16 protein-coding genes are annotated in these 15,869 nt (G+C 57.4%); 7 read left to right on the top strand and 9 right to left on the bottom strand.

The features are described 5' to 3' along the window. The 6 genes from DOU50_RS08710 to DOU50_RS08685 form a co-directional block, all read right to left on the bottom strand. Positions 1-1,257 (bottom strand): filamentous hemagglutinin N-terminal domain-containing protein (locus DOU50_RS08710; protein WP_148769212.1); only part of this gene is annotated, 1,257 nt, incomplete at its 3' end. Between the two features lie 14 nt (positions 1,258-1,271). After that, positions 1,272-2,969 carry a ShlB/FhaC/HecB family hemolysin secretion/activation protein gene (locus DOU50_RS08705; protein WP_228117523.1) on the bottom strand — a complete coding sequence of 566 codons (1,698 nt, stop codon included), beginning with the start codon at positions 2,967-2,969 and terminating at the stop codon, positions 1,272-1,274. 181 nt (positions 2,970-3,150) lie between these two features. Next, complete coding sequence (locus DOU50_RS08700; RefSeq protein ID WP_148769211.1) at positions 3,151-4,104, bottom strand: GlxA family transcriptional regulator; 954 nt, start codon at positions 4,102-4,104, stop codon at positions 3,151-3,153. Between the two features lie 26 nt (positions 4,105-4,130). Further along, positions 4,131-4,910, bottom strand: a complete 780-nt coding sequence (locus DOU50_RS08695; protein WP_111967633.1) for an MBL fold metallo-hydrolase — start codon at positions 4,908-4,910, stop codon at positions 4,131-4,133. 123 nt (positions 4,911-5,033) lie between these two features. After that, positions 5,034-5,834 carry a lipoprotein NlpA gene (gene nlpA / locus DOU50_RS08690; protein WP_148769210.1) on the bottom strand — a complete coding sequence of 267 codons (801 nt, stop codon included), beginning with the start codon at positions 5,832-5,834 and terminating at the stop codon, positions 5,034-5,036. 147 nt (positions 5,835-5,981) lie between these two features. After that, positions 5,982-6,401 carry a GNAT family N-acetyltransferase gene (locus DOU50_RS08685; protein ID WP_148769209.1) on the bottom strand — a complete coding sequence of 140 codons (420 nt, stop codon included), beginning with the start codon at positions 6,399-6,401 and terminating at the stop codon, positions 5,982-5,984. A 141-nt stretch (positions 6,402-6,542) separates the two neighbouring features. Here DOU50_RS08685 and DOU50_RS08680 point away from each other — a divergent pair, with 141 nt between their 5' ends. Then, positions 6,543-6,839: a YicS family protein gene (locus tag DOU50_RS08680; protein WP_048992761.1), complete on the top strand. Its 297-nt coding sequence runs from the start codon at positions 6,543-6,545 to the stop codon at positions 6,837-6,839. A gap of 61 nt (positions 6,840-6,900) precedes the next feature. On the opposite strand, the gene DOU50_RS08675 is transcribed toward DOU50_RS08680, so the two are convergent. Next, positions 6,901-7,851 carry a LacI family DNA-binding transcriptional regulator gene (locus DOU50_RS08675; RefSeq protein ID WP_023293714.1) on the bottom strand — a complete coding sequence of 317 codons (951 nt, stop codon included), beginning with the start codon at positions 7,849-7,851 and terminating at the stop codon, positions 6,901-6,903. A 293-nt stretch (positions 7,852-8,144) separates the two neighbouring features. Between DOU50_RS08675 and DOU50_RS08670 the strand changes: the two genes are divergently transcribed. From DOU50_RS08670 to DOU50_RS08645, 6 genes are all read left to right on the top strand, one after another. Continuing rightward, on the top strand, positions 8,145-8,459 hold the full coding sequence (locus DOU50_RS08670) for a PTS sugar transporter subunit IIB (protein ID WP_021242703.1): 315 nt from the start codon (positions 8,145-8,147) through the stop codon (positions 8,457-8,459). Between the two features lie 11 nt (positions 8,460-8,470). Beyond that, positions 8,471-9,799 carry a PTS sugar transporter subunit IIC gene (locus DOU50_RS08665; protein ID WP_031275290.1) on the top strand — a complete coding sequence of 443 codons (1,329 nt, stop codon included), beginning with the start codon at positions 8,471-8,473 and terminating at the stop codon, positions 9,797-9,799. Between the two features lie 17 nt (positions 9,800-9,816). Further along, the gene (locus DOU50_RS08660) at positions 9,817-11,193 is read left to right on the top strand and encodes a glycoside hydrolase family 1 protein (protein WP_032654357.1); all 1,377 of its coding nucleotides are present in this window, start codon (positions 9,817-9,819) and stop codon (positions 11,191-11,193) included. 5 nt (positions 11,194-11,198) lie between these two features. After that, positions 11,199-11,501, top strand: a complete 303-nt coding sequence (locus tag DOU50_RS08655) for a PTS lactose/cellobiose transporter subunit IIA (RefSeq protein ID WP_008500136.1) — start codon at positions 11,199-11,201, stop codon at positions 11,499-11,501. 138 nt (positions 11,502-11,639) lie between these two features. Beyond that, on the top strand, positions 11,640-13,019 hold the full coding sequence (locus DOU50_RS08650) for a carbohydrate porin (RefSeq protein WP_023326394.1): 1,380 nt from the start codon (positions 11,640-11,642) through the stop codon (positions 13,017-13,019). 134 nt (positions 13,020-13,153) lie between these two features. Then, entirely contained in the window at positions 13,154-14,059 is a 906-nt protein-coding gene (locus tag DOU50_RS08645; RefSeq protein ID WP_023333969.1) for a DMT family transporter, read from the top strand. A 48-nt stretch (positions 14,060-14,107) separates the two neighbouring features. Here DOU50_RS08645 and nepI read toward each other — a convergent pair whose 3' ends face one another. Beyond that, complete coding sequence (gene nepI, locus DOU50_RS08640) at positions 14,108-15,298, bottom strand: purine ribonucleoside efflux pump NepI (RefSeq protein ID WP_048992754.1); 1,191 nt, start codon at positions 15,296-15,298, stop codon at positions 14,108-14,110. A 102-nt stretch (positions 15,299-15,400) separates the two neighbouring features. Beyond that, positions 15,401-15,853, bottom strand: a complete 453-nt coding sequence (locus DOU50_RS08635) for a DUF1198 domain-containing protein (RefSeq protein ID WP_024907368.1) — start codon at positions 15,851-15,853, stop codon at positions 15,401-15,403. Positions 15,854-15,869 lie beyond the last annotated feature (16 nt).

Below are 15,869 nucleotides of genomic sequence, written 5' to 3'. Positions count from 1 at the left end.
CAGCGTCGCATCCGCAAGCGCCATTCCCTGTTTGCTCGTGACGGTTAGCGCCCCGCCCTGAGCCGACACGCCGCCGCCGTTGACGGTCAGGGTAGCTTTACTGTCCAGCGTCGCCGCGCCGCGGGAGACCAGGGCGGTATTGCTGAGCGTCATCCCCTGCCCGCTGCTCACCGCAAGCGCGCCCGCGCTGTTTGTCCCGCCGCCCGTCGTCTGCACTTTCCCCGCAGCGGAAAGGCGCATATCGCCCTGGCTGGCGAGCGTGCTGTTATTGAGTTCCACATCCTGCGAGCTGGCCACATTCAGCGCGCCACCGGACTGATGGCTGCCGTTGAGGGCCACTCCCGCGCCGTTCGCGGTAATCGATCCGCTGGCCAGGCTGTTCGTGACCGTCAGTTTCCCGCCCGCGTCCAGCTGAATATCGCCCTGGCGCGCGGTGAGGTTGCCGAGGTTCACCCCCACGCCCGTCTCGCTGGAGACCAGGCGGATACGGTTCGCATACATCCCGCCGAGCGCGCCGGTATCCACGGCCACCACGGGCGCGGCGCCCTCACCGGCAATCGGTTTGACGCTGCCGTCTGCGCCCACGCGGTTCGCCCCTGCCGTTACCGTCAGGTCTTTCGCATGTATCGCGGCGTTCACTTCCGTCGCGCGCGCAATGATCGACAGCGCGTCGCTCTTGCTGGCATCCAGCCCCTGGCCTTCAACCGTGATGGCGCCTTTCGTCACCTCCAGCGCCTGCAGGTTACCGCTGGCGTCGAACTGCGGTTTCCCCGTGGTCAGGGTGACGTTCGGGGTGTTGATAAATCCGCACCCGTTACAGGTAATGCCGTACGGGTTGGCCACCATAACGTTTGCTGCTTTACCGGCGACTTCCGTGTAGCCCTGCAGCTGCGAGCGGTTGGCGCCCGTGACTTCGTTGATAATGCCTTTCGCTTCCCGCCCGGCCTGCAGGTTGGGGTTGTTCTGGATAAGCCCGCCCAGCTGGGTCTGGGTTAAACGGTCCGTACCGTTGTTGAGGATAAGCCCCTCTTTGCCGACGTTATACTCACCGAACTGGTTATGCGAGATACCCGCCCCGTTGGGCGTGGCGATGTTGACGACCGGCACCCCGTTCCCCGCCCGATCGACCGTGGTCTGCCCGGTCGGCGTAAGCGCCGCCGCGACGGCAGGTGCCATCGGCTGCCAGACCATTAAGCCGCAGACAATCCAGCTGATCAGGCGCTGCGAGAAACGAACGGGTGGGTGACGGGTATCCATAGTCGTAGAGTCTCTTAAAGCATGAAGGCAATGCGCCAGTTAACGCTCACATGATCCGGGCCGAGCCAGTCGGGGTAGTGCAGGGGCGTGCCGACCGAAATCTGGCTGCTGTACCAGCGCCCTGCGCTGCTCAGCCCCACCGAGCCTCCCCATAACGTGCCGGAGGCAAAGCGGTCCTGACGGTCTTTTTCCAGCCAGCCGCCGTCAACGGCGACCGTTGCGCTCACTGCGCCAATCACCGGAAGGGTGAAGAGGGAGTACCCCAGCTCGTTACGCCAGTAGCCGCCGTTATCCCCGGACAGGTACTGCTCTTTAAAACCGCGCACGGAGCTTTCGCCGCCGAGCGTCAGGCGCTCGGAACCGTACAGCCGATCGGGCGACCACTGGCCGTAGGCGCTGGCCAGCCACCAGGCATTACGGGTAATCGGCCGCTGGAAGCTGGCGTTCAGACTCCATTTGCGGAATTCCGCGCGCGGCATATCCCCGGACTTATCTTCGTCGGTTTCGGCATTGAACCACGGCATGCCGTGGCTCCAGGTCGGGTTAAAGGTCGCCACGCCGCCCAGCATTTTTTGCGTGTGCGTAATGCCCAGTATCAGGCTGGAGAGGTTGCGCGTGCTGCTTTGAAGCGGCGCGTCGTTGAGCCAGTTGCGGCTGGAGCGCTGAACCACGCCAGCCGCAATGCCGGTTTTCACCTCCCCGTTGCGGAAGACCACCCAGGACGCGTTAACGCGGTGGGTTTTGGTATCGCCCGTGGAGAGCCAGTTGAATCCCTGGTTATTGATGGTGGTCCGGTAGTTACTCCAGGCGTAGCTGTAGTCCAGTAATCCGTAGCCAAACGGCACGCTGACGCCCGCCTGGAAATTCTGCGCATCGTACGCGCTGGCAAAATCGCTGCTGCGCCCGCCGCTGACAAACCATTTATCCGCCAGCCCCAGCATATTATTGGCGGTGAGCACGCCACTCAGCTGATCTTCGCCGGTACTCTTCTGCCCGCTATTATCCAGGCTTACGGATACACTTAAGGGAAATTCCGGTTTTGCCGTGAGATTAACGATGGAATATCCAGCCTGCGTTCCCGGAAGAATTTCAATCTGAACCGGGTCGGTACGCAAACGGTTTATTTGCTCCATGCCCTGTTCAATATCGCGTAAATTAAGGATGCCGCCCACCCGTCCCGGAAACGCCATTTTGAGCATACGCGGCGTTTCGCCTTCCAGACGGATCGCTTCCAGTCTGCCTTCCAGCACAACAATATTCAGCTGACCGCCGGTGAGATCCTGCTCGATAAGAAAAGCGCGGCTGGTGATATATCCCCGGCTGATATACCAGTCAGAAATATGGGCGAGAAGTTCCGTTATTTTCGCCATATCCAGACAGCGGCCCTGCCACGGCGCGACAAGGGCCTGCCGATTTTTCGGGGAGATTAAGGTCGCACCGGAAAGGGTAATGGTATGAATAGTGAAACAGGGCCCGGAGCCGGTAACAGGCAGCGGTCTGGCGGGCGCAGGGCGAGGAATACTGCGCTCCAGCTCCTCACGCTGTTGCTGGTTCTGTAATAAAAGCTGCTGCTGTTGCTGTTGAATGGAATCGCGATCGGCCGGCGACAGCGGCGCAGCATTGGCGCGCGCTAAAAAAAAGACGACCAATAAGATAGCAGCAGCATAATTTACTAATGAAATTATTCTATTTTTTATTTTGGAGCTATTCATCCATGCCACAAAAATGTCCGCAATAATTATTTGCGTAATATAAGAGCATTCTTAAAGCGAGTATATCTAATTTGCGTTAGGGCATCTGAAATAAATTTTTCTTTCAGAAAATGAGAAGGGTATTAAGAAAAAATACGAACTAATTTAACTAAGCCTTAAATCTTAAGTTAGCCCGAATACACTAGCTGTGAAGACGGAAAGTTTTTCGCCACTCTGCGGGGCTCACCCCAAAACGCGCTTTAAACTGCTGTCGCCAGGTGACGGCGGAATTAAATCCCACCAGCTCAGCCACGCGTTCAATCGGCATATTACCGGCTTCCAGTAAGATCTGGCTGCGCCGCAGGCGTTCGGCGGTCAGCCAGTCGGTGACGCTCATCCCCGTAGCGTTAACAAAATGACGGGTCAGGGTGCGGCGGCTCATCGAGACCACGTCCGCCAGCGAGTCCAGACTATGCGGTTCGGTGATGTGCTGCTGCAGGTAGTCGATCAGGCAGTTAATGCGTCCGTCGCGGGTATCTTTGGGTACCGGCTGGGCGATGAACTGCGCCTGCCCGCCCTCGCGGTGGGGCGGAACAATCATCCGACGGGCAATCTGATTAGCGACCACGCTGCCAAAGCGCTGGCGAATGATATACAGGCAGCAGTCGAGGGCTGCGGCAGTACCGGCGGAGGTGATGATATTGCCGTCATCCACGTAAAGGGCATTAATATCCAGCTGAACGTTCGGGAAGAGCGACTGAAACTGACGTTCGAACTCCCAGTGGGTGGCCGCGCGTTTGCCGTCCAGGATCCCCGCCCAGGCCAGCACAAACGCCCCCAGACACAGCCCGACGATTTCCGCACCGTGGTCTCTCGCCTGCACCAGGCTGTCGAGCAGCGACTGCGGCGGGCGTTCAAGAACGTGCTGCCAGTAAGGAACGACAACAATATCGGCCTGCCCAATGGCGGTAAAATCCTGCGTGGCGTTGAGAGCAAATCCGTCTTTTGAGGTGAGAAACCCTGGCGTTTCGGCGCAGATCGTCACGTTAAAGCGCTTTTCTCCGGAGACCGAGTCGCCAAACAGAATGCAGGGAACGGAGTAGTGGAACGGGCTGAACCCGTCTACCGCGACAATCGCGACGTTGATTAGCGACATCTGTCTCTCCTTTCCCTTTCAGACACTCAGAATATAACGGTTTCGCCATCCTGGGGAATGCTCACTGTGTCACTCACCTGGTTGGCTTCAACGTACTCCCGCAGCGCGCTGCGGGTTAACAGACAGTGGTTAATGGCTTCCATATGGATCGCCACAATTTTAGCCTGCGGCAGCAGGAAATGGACGTTGAGCACATCCTCCTGCCCCATAATAATGGGCCCAAAACCAATGACGTGGGCATAGCCGGCGTTCAGCACCACCACGTCCGGCTGATGCTTTTGCAGATCGGCCGCCACCTCGTCACGCCAGACGGTATCCCCGGCAATATAGAGCGTCTTCTCATCAGGATGACGCAGCACCACGCCACAGGCCTCGCCCAGCCGCTCCGCCAGTTCGGGCACGGCGTATGCGCGATCGGTACCGTGCTGGCCGCCGTGGGTCTTCGCAATTCGAATCTCGCCGAAAGTGGTCTCGTCGGTCATGACCGTCAGGTTGCTGAACCCCTGGCTGCGCAGCAGCGCGGCGTCGCGGTCATTTTGTACGTAGATCGGTTTGTCTTTGGCGATCAGTTCCGCCGCGGCGCGATCCCAGTGATCGTCATGGGTATGGGTGACGATCACCGCGTCGGCGTCCAGCAGCGCGTTGACGTCAACGGGGAGTTCGACCGTCGGGTTGCGGCGTTCGGCATGGGCCGTGCCAGGGAAGCCCGGATAAGCGCCCTGTGGGGCCAGCATCGGGTCGACTAAAAGACGTTTTCCGGCATAGGTAATCAGCTGGGTGGCGTTGCGAATGTGGGTGATGTTCATGGGCTATCCTCCTGTTGGTGTGATAAGGAGGATAGCCAGCCGTCGCGCGGCACGCTGTGGGTTAAAGAACGATTACCGATGAAATCGGGCCAATTTACGTCACCGTGCTTTATGCGGGTGTTTTTACCAGCCCGGCACCGCCCCGCCGTTAAAGATCGTCTCCGCTGCTTTCGCTACTTCAGGGGACTGATATGACTGGATAAATTCCTTCACGTTCTCCGCGTCTTTGTTGTCTTCGCGCGTCACCACGATGTTCACGTACGGCGAATTTTTGTCTTCGATAAAGACGCTGTCATGCACCGGCGACAGCCCGGTTTGCTGAATATAGGTGGTGCTGATGATGGCGACATCCACTTTCGGGTCGTCCAGCACGCGCGGCAGCTGCGCCCCTTCCAGCTCCATGATTTTCAGCTGCTTAGGGTTGGCGGTAATATCCAGCGCCGTCGGCAGCAACCCGGTATCTGGCTTCAGGGTGATGAGCTTCTCTTTTTGCAGCAGCAGTAGCGCGCGGCCAAGGTTGGTCGGGTCGTTTGGAATGGCAATGGTTGCCCCGTCCTTCAGATCCGAGACGTATTTGATTTTGCGGGAATACCCAGCCATCGGGAAGACAAAGGTGTTCGCCACGGCCACCAGCTTGTAGCCATGCGCCTTGTTATCCTCTGCAAGGAACGGGCGATGCTGGAAGACGTTGGCATCCAGTTCCCCCTGGTTGGTGGCATCGTTAGGCAACAGCGAGCCGCTGAAGCCCACCAGCTCCACGTCCAGGCCATATTTCTCTTTCGCCACCTTTTTGGCGACTTCCGCCACGTCCTGTTCGGCGCCGTTGATGACGCCGACTTTAATGTGTTTGGCATCGCTGCCACTTTGATCGCACCCTGCCAGCAGTAGGCCAGCCAGTACCAGAGCACCCAATCGACGTTTCACAAGACAGTTCCTTTTGCTGAATGTTGTAGTGACTATATCGACAACGAGGCGGGGAAATAAAAACCGAAAAAGAATCAATAAGAAGGATCGGTTATATGCGGGTATGGCCGGGTGGCGCTGCGCTTACCCGGCCTACAGATTAAGGGCTTAAAGGGCTTTCGCCAGGTAATGTCGCTGCATGCCCGGGTACGGATAATCCTGCAAAGACATCTGCAGCTGGTACCCCTGTTTTTCATAGAACGGACGCGCCTGGAAGCTGGCGGTATCGACCAGCGCGTGCTTGCAGCCTTTGCGCCTGGCTTCTTCTTCGGCCGTCCTGATGAGCTGGCTGCCCACGCCGGATCCGCGCACGGCATCGCTCACCCAGAGAAAGTCGATATTCAGCCAGTCGCCTTTGCGCACCCCAATGAGCCCGCCGAGCATGGTACCGATGTCGTCCCGCACGTAAACGCCAATATCCCCGCTGAATGTGGAGAGATCCAGAAACTGCGCATTGTAGGCTCTCAGGCCGGTGAGTAACTCTTCTTTTTCCTGCGCCGTAACCGCATGAGTAATGCTCAGGTGCATATTTTTTCTCCTTGTTATCTGTGCCGTTTCACTATCTCACACACGCAACGTAGAGAAAATTCATACTTTCGGCTGGCGGCGCTACACTGAATGTAACGATATATTTCATGGGAAGCCTGTGACGTCAAAAGGGGGTTGTTGATGAAAGCTGCACACCTTGTCTGCCTGCTGGTTTGTCTGCTGTTCGCCGCGTTTGTCCATGCTCAGGAAAAGGAGGATCCGGCGAAAGAGGCGCAGATTAAGCAGCAGGTCCTGAAAGATATTAAGAAAACCTGTACGCCACAGAAAAAGCAGAGCGATAAAGCATGGCAGGCGATGATTTTGTCCTCCGAGGCCAATCAGCTGCTGATCAAAAATGCCGTTACCGCCGTGAAGCGCGACAACCTGGATGCCTACTGGGCGGCGGTTGGTCAGGTGGATTGTATGGAAGATTACTGAGGGCTGGAAACGTGCTTCTCGCCGGGTGGCGGCTGCGCCTTTCCCGGCCTACACAACATGTTTAACGCTTACGCACGTCTGGAATGATCAAATCCCCGCGCAGCACATACGAACCCAGCATCTGCGTTTTCTCCGTCAGCCAGCTCACGATACGCGCCGCCATGGCATCCATAGAATATTCAATCGCCGGGATCACCGGAATACCCGGCAGGTGCAGCGATCCGGCCAGGCTAAAGACCATAATGTCGTCCGGCACGGATTTATTAAACGCCTGCAGCTGCGGGATCACCCGCTGGGCTTCCTGCTCGTCCGCCACCAGCAGCGCGTTGAAGTTCAGCGTGCTGGCGTTATTCAGCAGCTCCTGTAGCGCAACGGACGACGAGGTCGCGTCCATGAACACAAGGTTGCGATTAAAGGGCAGGAAATTTTTCTCCAGCGCGTGCTTGTAGCCGAGCAGCACCTGGTCAGCAAAACCGCTGCCGTGCGGATGGATCAGGGCAATCTGGCGTCGCCCCTGGCTGGTCAGGTAGTTACAGGCGGTTTCGGCGGCAAAGGCGTGATCGAACTGGATGCTGTTGGAATTATCAGACTCCATGCAGTCCACCAGAATGACGTTGTCCATGTCGACGTCCAGCGGGAAACGCGCGCCAATCACCAGGATGTCATCGCAAAGCCCGCAGGAGAGTTCCTCAAGAGCGTGCATCACTTCCGCTTTGCTGTGCGCGAAACGCAGCAGCAGGTGTTTTTGATGCTGGCTGAGCTGTTTTTCCAGCGCGTAGAGATAACCGGTGGTCTGGTTAATGTTTTCCTGGGCGCAAATCACCCCGATACAGCCCGTAGACTGGCTCAGCAGCGACTGGGCAATCACATTAGGCCGGTAGTTAAGCTCATCCACTGCCTTCAGAACGGCCTGACGGCTGGCTTCCTTTACGCCACGCGACCCACTCAACACTCGCGATACCGTGGCTTTAGACACCCCGGCAAGACGTGATACATCATTGATTGTCGACATCTCTTTCCCCTGGCAGGCTTACCTCGCGCCTGCAAATTCCATGACCGCTTCGGCTCACATTATAGCCAGAGCGGAGTATATCCGTTTCCGTTTTCCATGGAAACCGATTTTCCGTTTCCACTCCAAATGATGTCAAAACAGCCAAATTATGTGACCTGCATCCGGTTAATTAGCCTCATAAGTATTGGATCTTGATGGTTGTCACAGTTCTGTCTTTTATGAATGGAAACCGGTTTCCGTATCATGTCCAATCATCCTCGCAATAACTTTTTACATTTAGAGGATGGTTGTCGATGTTCAAGATTATGCTGTGCTGCTCTGCCGGGATGTCCACCAGCCTGTTGGTCAGCAAAATGGTCGATGTCGCGAAAGAACGTGGTTTGTCGGTGAAGATTGATGCGTACGGTGTTTCCGAATTTGATACGCAGTTTCCGCAATACCAGGTGGTACTTCTCGGACCGCAAGTGAAATACATGTTACAGACACTCTCAGACAAGGCGGCGACGCATGGCATTCCGGTGCAGCCCATCGACATGATGGACTACGGCATGCAGCGTGGCGATAAAGTACTGGACTTTGCTCTGTCGCTCATCGAAGCGGCACACTAAAAGGTGTTCACATGAGTTCGTTATATCAATCCATGGTTGCGGTGATTGAGCAGTCAATTACCCCGCTGGCCGCGAAGCTCGGTCAGCAAAAGTACGTGATTGCCATCCGCGACGGCTTTACCGCCGCGCTGCCGTTTATGATCATCGGCTCGTTTATGCTGGTGTTCATCTTCCCGCCGTTCTCGGCGGATACCACTAACAGCTTCGCCCGCGGCTGGCTGGATTTTTCCCAAACCTACCGCGAACAGCTGATGCTGCCGTTTAACCTCAGCATGGGCGTGATGACCTTCTTCATCTCGGTAGGGATTGGGGCGAGCCTGGGGCGTCAGTTTAACCTCGACCCGGTGATGTCCGGCCTGCTGGCCTTTATGGCCTTCCTGCTGGTCGCCGCGCCGTATGCCGACGGCAAAATCTCAACCCAGTACCTCTCCGGCCAGGGCATCTTCACCGCGCTGATCGCCGCCATTTACTCAACCCGCGTGTACGCCTGGCTGAAGCAGAACAACGTCACCATCCGCCTGCCAAAGGAAGTGCCCACCGGCGTGGCGCGTTCGTTTGAGATCCTGATCCCGGTGATGGTGGTGATCGGCACGCTGCACCCGCTGAACCTGTTCATTGAAGCGCAGACCGGGATGATTATCCCGCAGGCGATCATGCACCTGCTGGAGCCGCTGGTGTCCGCGTCTGACTCCCTGCCTGCCATTCTGCTCTCCGTGCTGCTGTGCCAGATCTTCTGGTTCGCGGGTATCCACGGCTCGCTGATTGTTACCGGCATCATGAACCCGTTCTGGATGGCGAACCTCTCGGCAAACCAGGCGGCACTGGCCGCAGGCGCGGCGCTGCCGCACGTTTATCTGCAAGGTTTCTGGGATCACTACCTGCTGATTGGCGGCGTCGGTTCCACCCTGCCGCTGGCCTTCCTGCTGCTGCGCAGCCGCGTTACCCACCTGCGCACCATCGGCAAAATGGGCGTGGTGCCAAGCTTCTTTAACATCAACGAGCCGATTCTGTTCGGCGCGCCGATCATCATGAACCCGATGCTGTTTATCCCGTTCGTGTTCGTTCCGCTGGTCAACGCCTGCCTGGCGTACGGCGCCACGAAGCTCGGCTGGCTGGCACAGGTGGTCTCGTTAACCCCGTGGACTACGCCCGCGCCGATTGGCGCCTCGTGGGCGGCGAACTGGGCGCTGAGCCCGGTGGTGATGTGCCTCGTCTGCATGGTGATGTCGGCGCTGATGTACCTGCCGTTCCTGCGCGCCTATGAGCGTACGCTGATTAAAAACGAAGAGCAGAAAGCCCAGGCTGCAGCCGTGGGTGCCGCTGAAGCCACAAGTAATTAAGTCAAAGAGGAAGGGTCATGAAATACGCATTTCCCGATAACTTCTGGTGGGGCAGCGCAAGCTCCGCTCTCCAGACGGAAGGGACACGAGAGGGTGAAACCACGTGGGACTACTGGTTTGCCCGCGAGCCGAACCGTTTTCACAACGGCGTGGGGCCGCAGCACACCTCCACGTTTTATCAGCACTGGAAAACGGACATTCAGCTGTTAAAACAGCTGAACCACAACAGCTTTCGTACCTCGATTAGCTGGGCGCGCCTGATCCCCGACGGTATCGGTGAAGTGAACCCGGACGCGGTCGATTTTTATAATCAGGTCATTGATGAGCTGAATGAACAGGGCATCACGCCCTTTATCACCCTGTTCCATTTCGACATGCCGATGGCGATGCAGGAAATTGGCGGCTGGGAAAACCGTGACGTAGTGGACGCGTACGCCCGCTATGCGCAGATTTGCTTCGAGCTGTTCGGCGACCGCGTGCTGCACTGGTTTACCTTCAACGAGCCGATCGTGCCGGTGGAAGGCGGTTATCTGTACGACTTCCACTACCCCAACGTAGTGGATTTCCGCCGGGCGGCCACCGTGGCTTATCACACGGTGCTGGCCCATGCGAAGGCGGTTCAGGCCTACCGCGCCGGGCACTACGCGGGGGAGATCGGCATCGTGTTGAACCTGACGCCGTCGTATCCGCGTTCGCAGAACCCGGCAGACGTGAAGGCGGCGCACGTTGCAGATCTGATGTTTAACCGCAGCTTCCTCGACCCGGTCCTGCGCGGCGAATACCCGGCCGATCTGGTGGCGCTGCTGAAATCTTACGACCAGCTGCCCGCCTGCAAGCCGGAAGACGGTTTCCTGATTGCGGAAGGGAAAATCGACCTGCTCGGCATTAACTACTATCAGCCGCGTCGCGTGAAGTGTCGCGACAGCGCGGTGAACCCGCAGTCGCCGTTTATGCCGGAATGGTTCTTTGATAGCTACGAGATGCCGGGCCGCAAGATGAACCCCTACCGCGGCTGGGAAATCTACGCGCCGGGTATTTACGATATTCTGATTAACCTGCGCGACAATTACGGCAACCCCCGCTGCTTTATTTCTGAAAACGGCATGGGCGTCGAAAACGAGCAACGTTTTATTGAAAATGGCCAGATTAACGATCAATACCGCATTGATTTTATATCTGAGCATTTAACGTGGCTGCATAAAGGCATAAGCGAAGAGTGTAATTGTCTTGGCTACCATATGTGGACATTTATTGATAACTGGTCGTGGTGTAATGCCTATAAAAATCGCTACGGATTTATCCAGCTCGATTTGGAGACGCAGCAGCGCACCATTAAGAAAAGCGGGGAGTGGTTTGCCGCCACCGCCTTAAATAATAGCTTTGATAAAGAGTAATGATGATGATCGCACTAGAAGAAGCCGTAATGGAAATTATCGTCAACGCCGGGCAGTCCCGCAGCCTGTGCTTTGAAGCGCTGCACGCGGCGCGCCAGGGCAACATTGACGAAGCCAAAAGCCTGCTGCGCGAAGCCGACGGCTACGCGCGTCAGGCGCACAAGATGCAGACCAAACTGATTGAGCAGGACGCGGGCGAAGCCCGCCAGCCGATGACCTTAATTATGGTGCACGCGCAGGATCATTTAATGAACTCCTTATTAGCGCGTGAATTATCCGAAGAAATTATTCATTTATATCAGAGATAGTCTATGGCGAAATAAATTACTGTAATACCTCTGTACCTAAAACTAGAAATCCACTTGTTCTGATGATAGCGACATATTCTGTCAGATCGGAGCGGGATGGTTATTGTCTGAATAAAATTAAACTATATTGAGATAACCATGAATACGATTAAAAAACTTCCATTAACCATGGCGGTTATCGCCGCGCTTTGCCCAATTTCCGTGCTCGCCCAGGAATTCACGCAGGAGCAAATCGACGCCATTGTGGCGAAAGCGGTGGATAAAGCCCTGGCCGAACGTCAGGCCAAAATGGATGCCGCCGTCGCGAAAAAAGCGGACGTGGTGACCGAGCCGCAGAGCGCGGCGCAATCCCCGGACATGGCGATTCCGTTCGGGATTAAATTTACCGGCTACGCCCGCTATGGCGCGCACTTCCAGGCCGCCGATCAGAAATATGTGGCGGTCGATGGCTCCTACAACGGCGCGTCCGCAATTGGTCGTCTGGGTAACGAAGGCAACGGCGGCGAGTTCCAGCTCTCTAAAGCCTTCAAGGGCGAAAACGGCGCCATCTGGGACATCAACGTGATGATCGACCACTGGGGCGACGAAGTTAACCTGAAAAAGGCCTACGCGGGGGTGACCAATATTATGGCCTCCAACCCGAATGCCTATTTCTGGGCCGGTCGCGACTTCCACCAGCGTCCGCAGCAGGGCATCAACGATTACTTCTGGATGAACCACGACGGACAGGGCGCCGGGGTGAAGAACTTCGATATCGGCGGCGTGCAGTTTGACGTCGCTGCCGTGGCGGCAGTGGAATCCTGTAGCCCGGAAGTGATGGAAGACGAAGCGAACCCGTCACGCATCACCTGTACCGGCGGGTCCGGCACGGGCGACAAAGGTAACTACGCGGCCACCTCTAAAATCCACGGTATGAAGCTCGGTCCGCTGGATCTGGAGCTGTACGCCAACTACGGCTTTGATTCAAAAGCGGTGGAGAGCGATGAGCGTCTGAACGCCTGGCAGGGCGGCGTGGTGCTGAGCCACACCAACGACAGCGGCGTGAACAAGGTGATTGCCCGCTACTCCGATAACTCGGACAACAGCGTGTTCAATAAAACCGAAGACCTGACCACGGTCTACGCCAGCTTCGAAGGGCTGTACAAATTCACCCAGGCCACGCAGGTGGAGTACATCCTCGCCTTCCACGACTACGACAACAGCCGTGATAAGACCGACAACCGTAAGAACTACAACGCCATCGTGCGTCCGATGCACTGGTGGAACGACGTTCACTCCACCTGGCTGGAAGCGGGCTGGCAGCACGTGGATTACGACAACGGCGGCGATAATAAGGGCTGGAAGCTGACCCTGTCGCAGAACATGTCTATCGCCATGGGGCCAGAGTTCCGTCCGATGCTGCGCTTCTACGTGACCGGCGGCAAGGTGGATAACGCACGCACCGCGCGCGTGAATAACACCAAAGACGAGACGCTCGACGACTTCAACGTCGGCGCGATGTGGGAGGCGTGGTTCTAGTAGAGCGCCGTTTGTTTCGCCCGGCGGCGCTGCGCTTGCACGGGCCTACAAGGTTTTGTAGGCCGGGTAAGCGTAGCGCCACCCGGCAAGATCCCATGTTATGCTACAAAAAAACCAACATAACAGGGGAGAAAATGGGTTCCACACGTAAAGGGATGCTGAACGTTCTGATCGCCGCCGTTTTATGGGGCAGTTCCGGCGTTTGCGCGCAGTACATCATGGAGAAAAGCCACATTTCTTCGCCTTACCTGACCATGGTTCGCCTGCTGTTTACCGGCGTGATCCTGCTGACGCTCTCCTTCGTTCACGGCGACAAGATTTTCTCGGTCATCAAACATCGCAAAGACGCCCTCAGCCTGCTGATATTCTCACTTGTCGGCGCGCTCACCGTGCAGCTCACCTTCCTGCTGACGATTGAAAAATCCAACGCAGCGACCGCTACCGTGCTGCAGTTTCTGTCACCGACCATCATTGTGGCGTGGTTTGCCCTGGCGCGGAAAAAGCGTCCCGGCGTGTTTGTGCTGTCGGCCATCATGACGTCGCTAGTTGGCACCTTCCTGTTGGTGACCCACGGCGACCCAACCTCGCTCTCCATCTCGCCTGCCGCACTGTTCTTCGGTATCGCCTCGGCGTTTGCCGCCGCGTTTTATACGACGTACCCGTCAACGCTTATCGCCCGCTACGGTACGCTGCCGATTGTCGGCTGGAGCATGTTGATTGCCGGGTTAATGTTGACGCCGTTCTACGCCGGGCGCGGGACGACCTTCGTGATTGACGGCAGCCTGCTGCTGGCGTTTTTCTATCTGGTTGTGATCGGCACGGCGCTGACGTTCAGCCTGTATCTGAAAGGCGCGCAGATGATTGGCGGGCCGAAGGCGAGCATTCTGAGCTGTGCCGAACCGCTGAGCAGCGCGTTGCTGTCGGTGATTTTGCTGGGCGTGGCGTTCACCCTGCCGGACTGGCTGGGAACGCTGCTGATTGTGTCGTCGGTGGTGCTGATTTCGATGGATTCGCGTAGAAGGGTTAAGGCATCGGCGTAGCCTGATGCCCTCACCCCAACCCTCTCCCACGGGAGAGGGAGAAAAACACTACTTCGCTTTAACCTTCCCTGCCACCAGCAGCGCCGTCAGCAGCATCAGCGTACCGGAAATCACCAGCGGTGACGTCAGCCCCAGATGGTCGAGCGCCACGCCGCCAATGGCCGCACCGCAGGTGTTTGCCAGCTGGATCACCGCCACCTGAATCGACCCGGCTTTTTCCGCCTGATCGGCAAGCGAGCGGGTGATCCACGTCGACCAGCCCACCGGCACCAGCGCGAAGGCAAAGCCCCAGATAATCGCAATCGCCGACGCGACCCACTTATCGCTGCCCCACAGCACCAGCACCGTGGCGCTCACTGCCAGCACCAGCGGCGCACCCGCCAGCGCCACCTTCAGGGAGCGCTTCAGGAACTGTGACGACAGCGACGTGCCAACAAAGCTGGCGATACCGAAGCTCAGGAGCACCAGCGTCAGGCCGTCGACGTCAAAGCCCGCCATGGTCATATACACCGGGCGTATATAGGTGAAGAAGGCAAACTGCCCGGCAAAGGACATAAAGATCGCGGTCATCCCTGCCAGCACGCCGGGGCGCTTCAGCAGGCTGAACATGTTCTGCTTATGATGCGCCGCTTCGCCCGGCAGGGACGGCAGCGCCTTCCACACCCAGATAATGCAGAGCAGGCCCATCACTGCCGCCGCGTTGAAGACGTTACGCCAGCCGATAATCCCGCCCAGGAAACTGCCCAGCGGCGCGGCAATCACCAGCGCGATAGAAACCGCACCGAAGATAACGGAAAGCGCTTTTGGCACGGTGCGCGCAGGCACCAGGCGCATGGTCAGCGAGGCGGACATCGCCCAGAAGCCGCCGAGCCCCAGCCCCAGACAGGCGCGCCCGAGCAGCAGCAGGGTGAAGCTTTCCGCGAAGGAGACCAGCAGGCATGAGAGCGTCAGTAGCACGCTGAACAGGATGACCACTTTACGGCGGTCGATGGTGCCAATCACCTGGGTGATAAACAGGCTGGCGAACATCGCCACGAAGGCGGTGACGGTAACGGACTGACCCGCCACGCCCTCGGAAATGCCCAGATCCTGCGCCATCGGCGTCAGGAGGCTGACCGGCAGAAACTCAACGGTAATCAGGCAGGCGACGCAGAACGCCACGGCGAAGACGGCCGACCAGTTGGGGCGTGAAACCTCGTTGGTCTGCGGTCTGGTCGTGGGCTGGATATGTTCTGTCATGGCGTCACCTGAAGATAAAAACGTACGGAAAAGTCGCGCAGTTTATCATCAAAAGTGTGACGAATTTAACGTTTAGACAACTTTTGTCGTTTTTACAGGGGATCAGTGCAGATAAAACACGCCCTCTTCCGGCAGGAAGAGCTGGTTATAGCGCAGCTGGAAGGCGTTCAGCTCCTGCGGATCGGGTTCCATCTCGCGCATAAAGCCAAGCGCGAGACGAATTTGTGCATCGGTGATAGGCGCAGCCAGGCGGGCTTTACGCAGCAGGCGGTGCCACGTGTGCAGGTTCTCTTCACTACCGTCGACAATGCAGACCTGCCAGATCAGCAGCACCTGAGCCGCGTTTTGCAGATGCGCTTCGTCCGGGCGCTCAAGGTAGCGGATAAACTCATTGCCCGACGTTTTACCAAACTGATCGATCATCGACTCGACCGGCATCGGGGTGATGCCCAGACGTTCGCTTAAACGTTTGATGGCGCGGCGGGAATCTGAGGTCAGGACGCGAAATCCCACCACAAACACCACGGCAAGCGTTGCCAGCATTATCCAGACCATGCGTTCTCCTTAGACT

Source organism: Enterobacter sp. C6, assembly GCF_008122455.1.
GTDB classification, from domain to species: domain Bacteria; phylum Pseudomonadota; class Gammaproteobacteria; order Enterobacterales; family Enterobacteriaceae; genus Enterobacter; species Enterobacter pseudoroggenkampii.
Note: the sequence above shows the minus strand (reverse complement) of the source record. Positions and strands in the feature narration are given on the sequence as shown.

Bases quoted from the DNA above. Each gene is read 5' to 3' on its own strand.
- nepI (WP_048992754.1), bottom strand. From the start codon at position 15,298: ATGACAGAACATATCCAGCCCACGACCAGACCGCAGACCAACGAGGTT.
- DOU50_RS08635 (WP_024907368.1), bottom strand. From the start codon at position 15,853: ATGGTCTGGATAATGCTGGCAACGCTTGCCGTGGTGTTTGTGGTGGGA.
- DOU50_RS08695 (WP_111967633.1), bottom strand. From the start codon at position 4,910: ATGAACATCACCCACATTCGCAACGCCACCCAGCTGATTACCTATGCC.
- DOU50_RS08645 (WP_023333969.1), top strand. From the start codon at position 13,154: ATGGGTTCCACACGTAAAGGGATGCTGAACGTTCTGATCGCCGCCGTT.
- DOU50_RS08685 (WP_148769209.1), bottom strand. From the start codon at position 6,401: ATGCACCTGAGCATTACTCATGCGGTTACGGCGCAGGAAAAAGAAGAG.
- DOU50_RS08675 (WP_023293714.1), bottom strand. From the start codon at position 7,851: ATGTCGACAATCAATGATGTATCACGTCTTGCCGGGGTGTCTAAAGCC.
- DOU50_RS08700 (WP_148769211.1), bottom strand. From the start codon at position 4,104: ATGTCGCTAATCAACGTCGCGATTGTCGCGGTAGACGGGTTCAGCCCG.
- DOU50_RS08705 (WP_228117523.1), bottom strand. From the start codon at position 2,969: ATGAATAGCTCCAAAATAAAAAATAGAATAATTTCATTAGTAAATTAT.
- DOU50_RS08665 (WP_031275290.1), top strand. From the start codon at position 8,471: ATGAGTTCGTTATATCAATCCATGGTTGCGGTGATTGAGCAGTCAATT.
- DOU50_RS08650 (WP_023326394.1), top strand. From the start codon at position 11,640: ATGAATACGATTAAAAAACTTCCATTAACCATGGCGGTTATCGCCGCG.
- DOU50_RS08680 (WP_048992761.1), top strand. From the start codon at position 6,543: ATGAAAGCTGCACACCTTGTCTGCCTGCTGGTTTGTCTGCTGTTCGCC.
- DOU50_RS08670 (WP_021242703.1), top strand. From the start codon at position 8,145: ATGTTCAAGATTATGCTGTGCTGCTCTGCCGGGATGTCCACCAGCCTG.
- DOU50_RS08660 (WP_032654357.1), top strand. From the start codon at position 9,817: ATGAAATACGCATTTCCCGATAACTTCTGGTGGGGCAGCGCAAGCTCC.
- DOU50_RS08655 (WP_008500136.1), top strand. From the start codon at position 11,199: ATGATCGCACTAGAAGAAGCCGTAATGGAAATTATCGTCAACGCCGGG.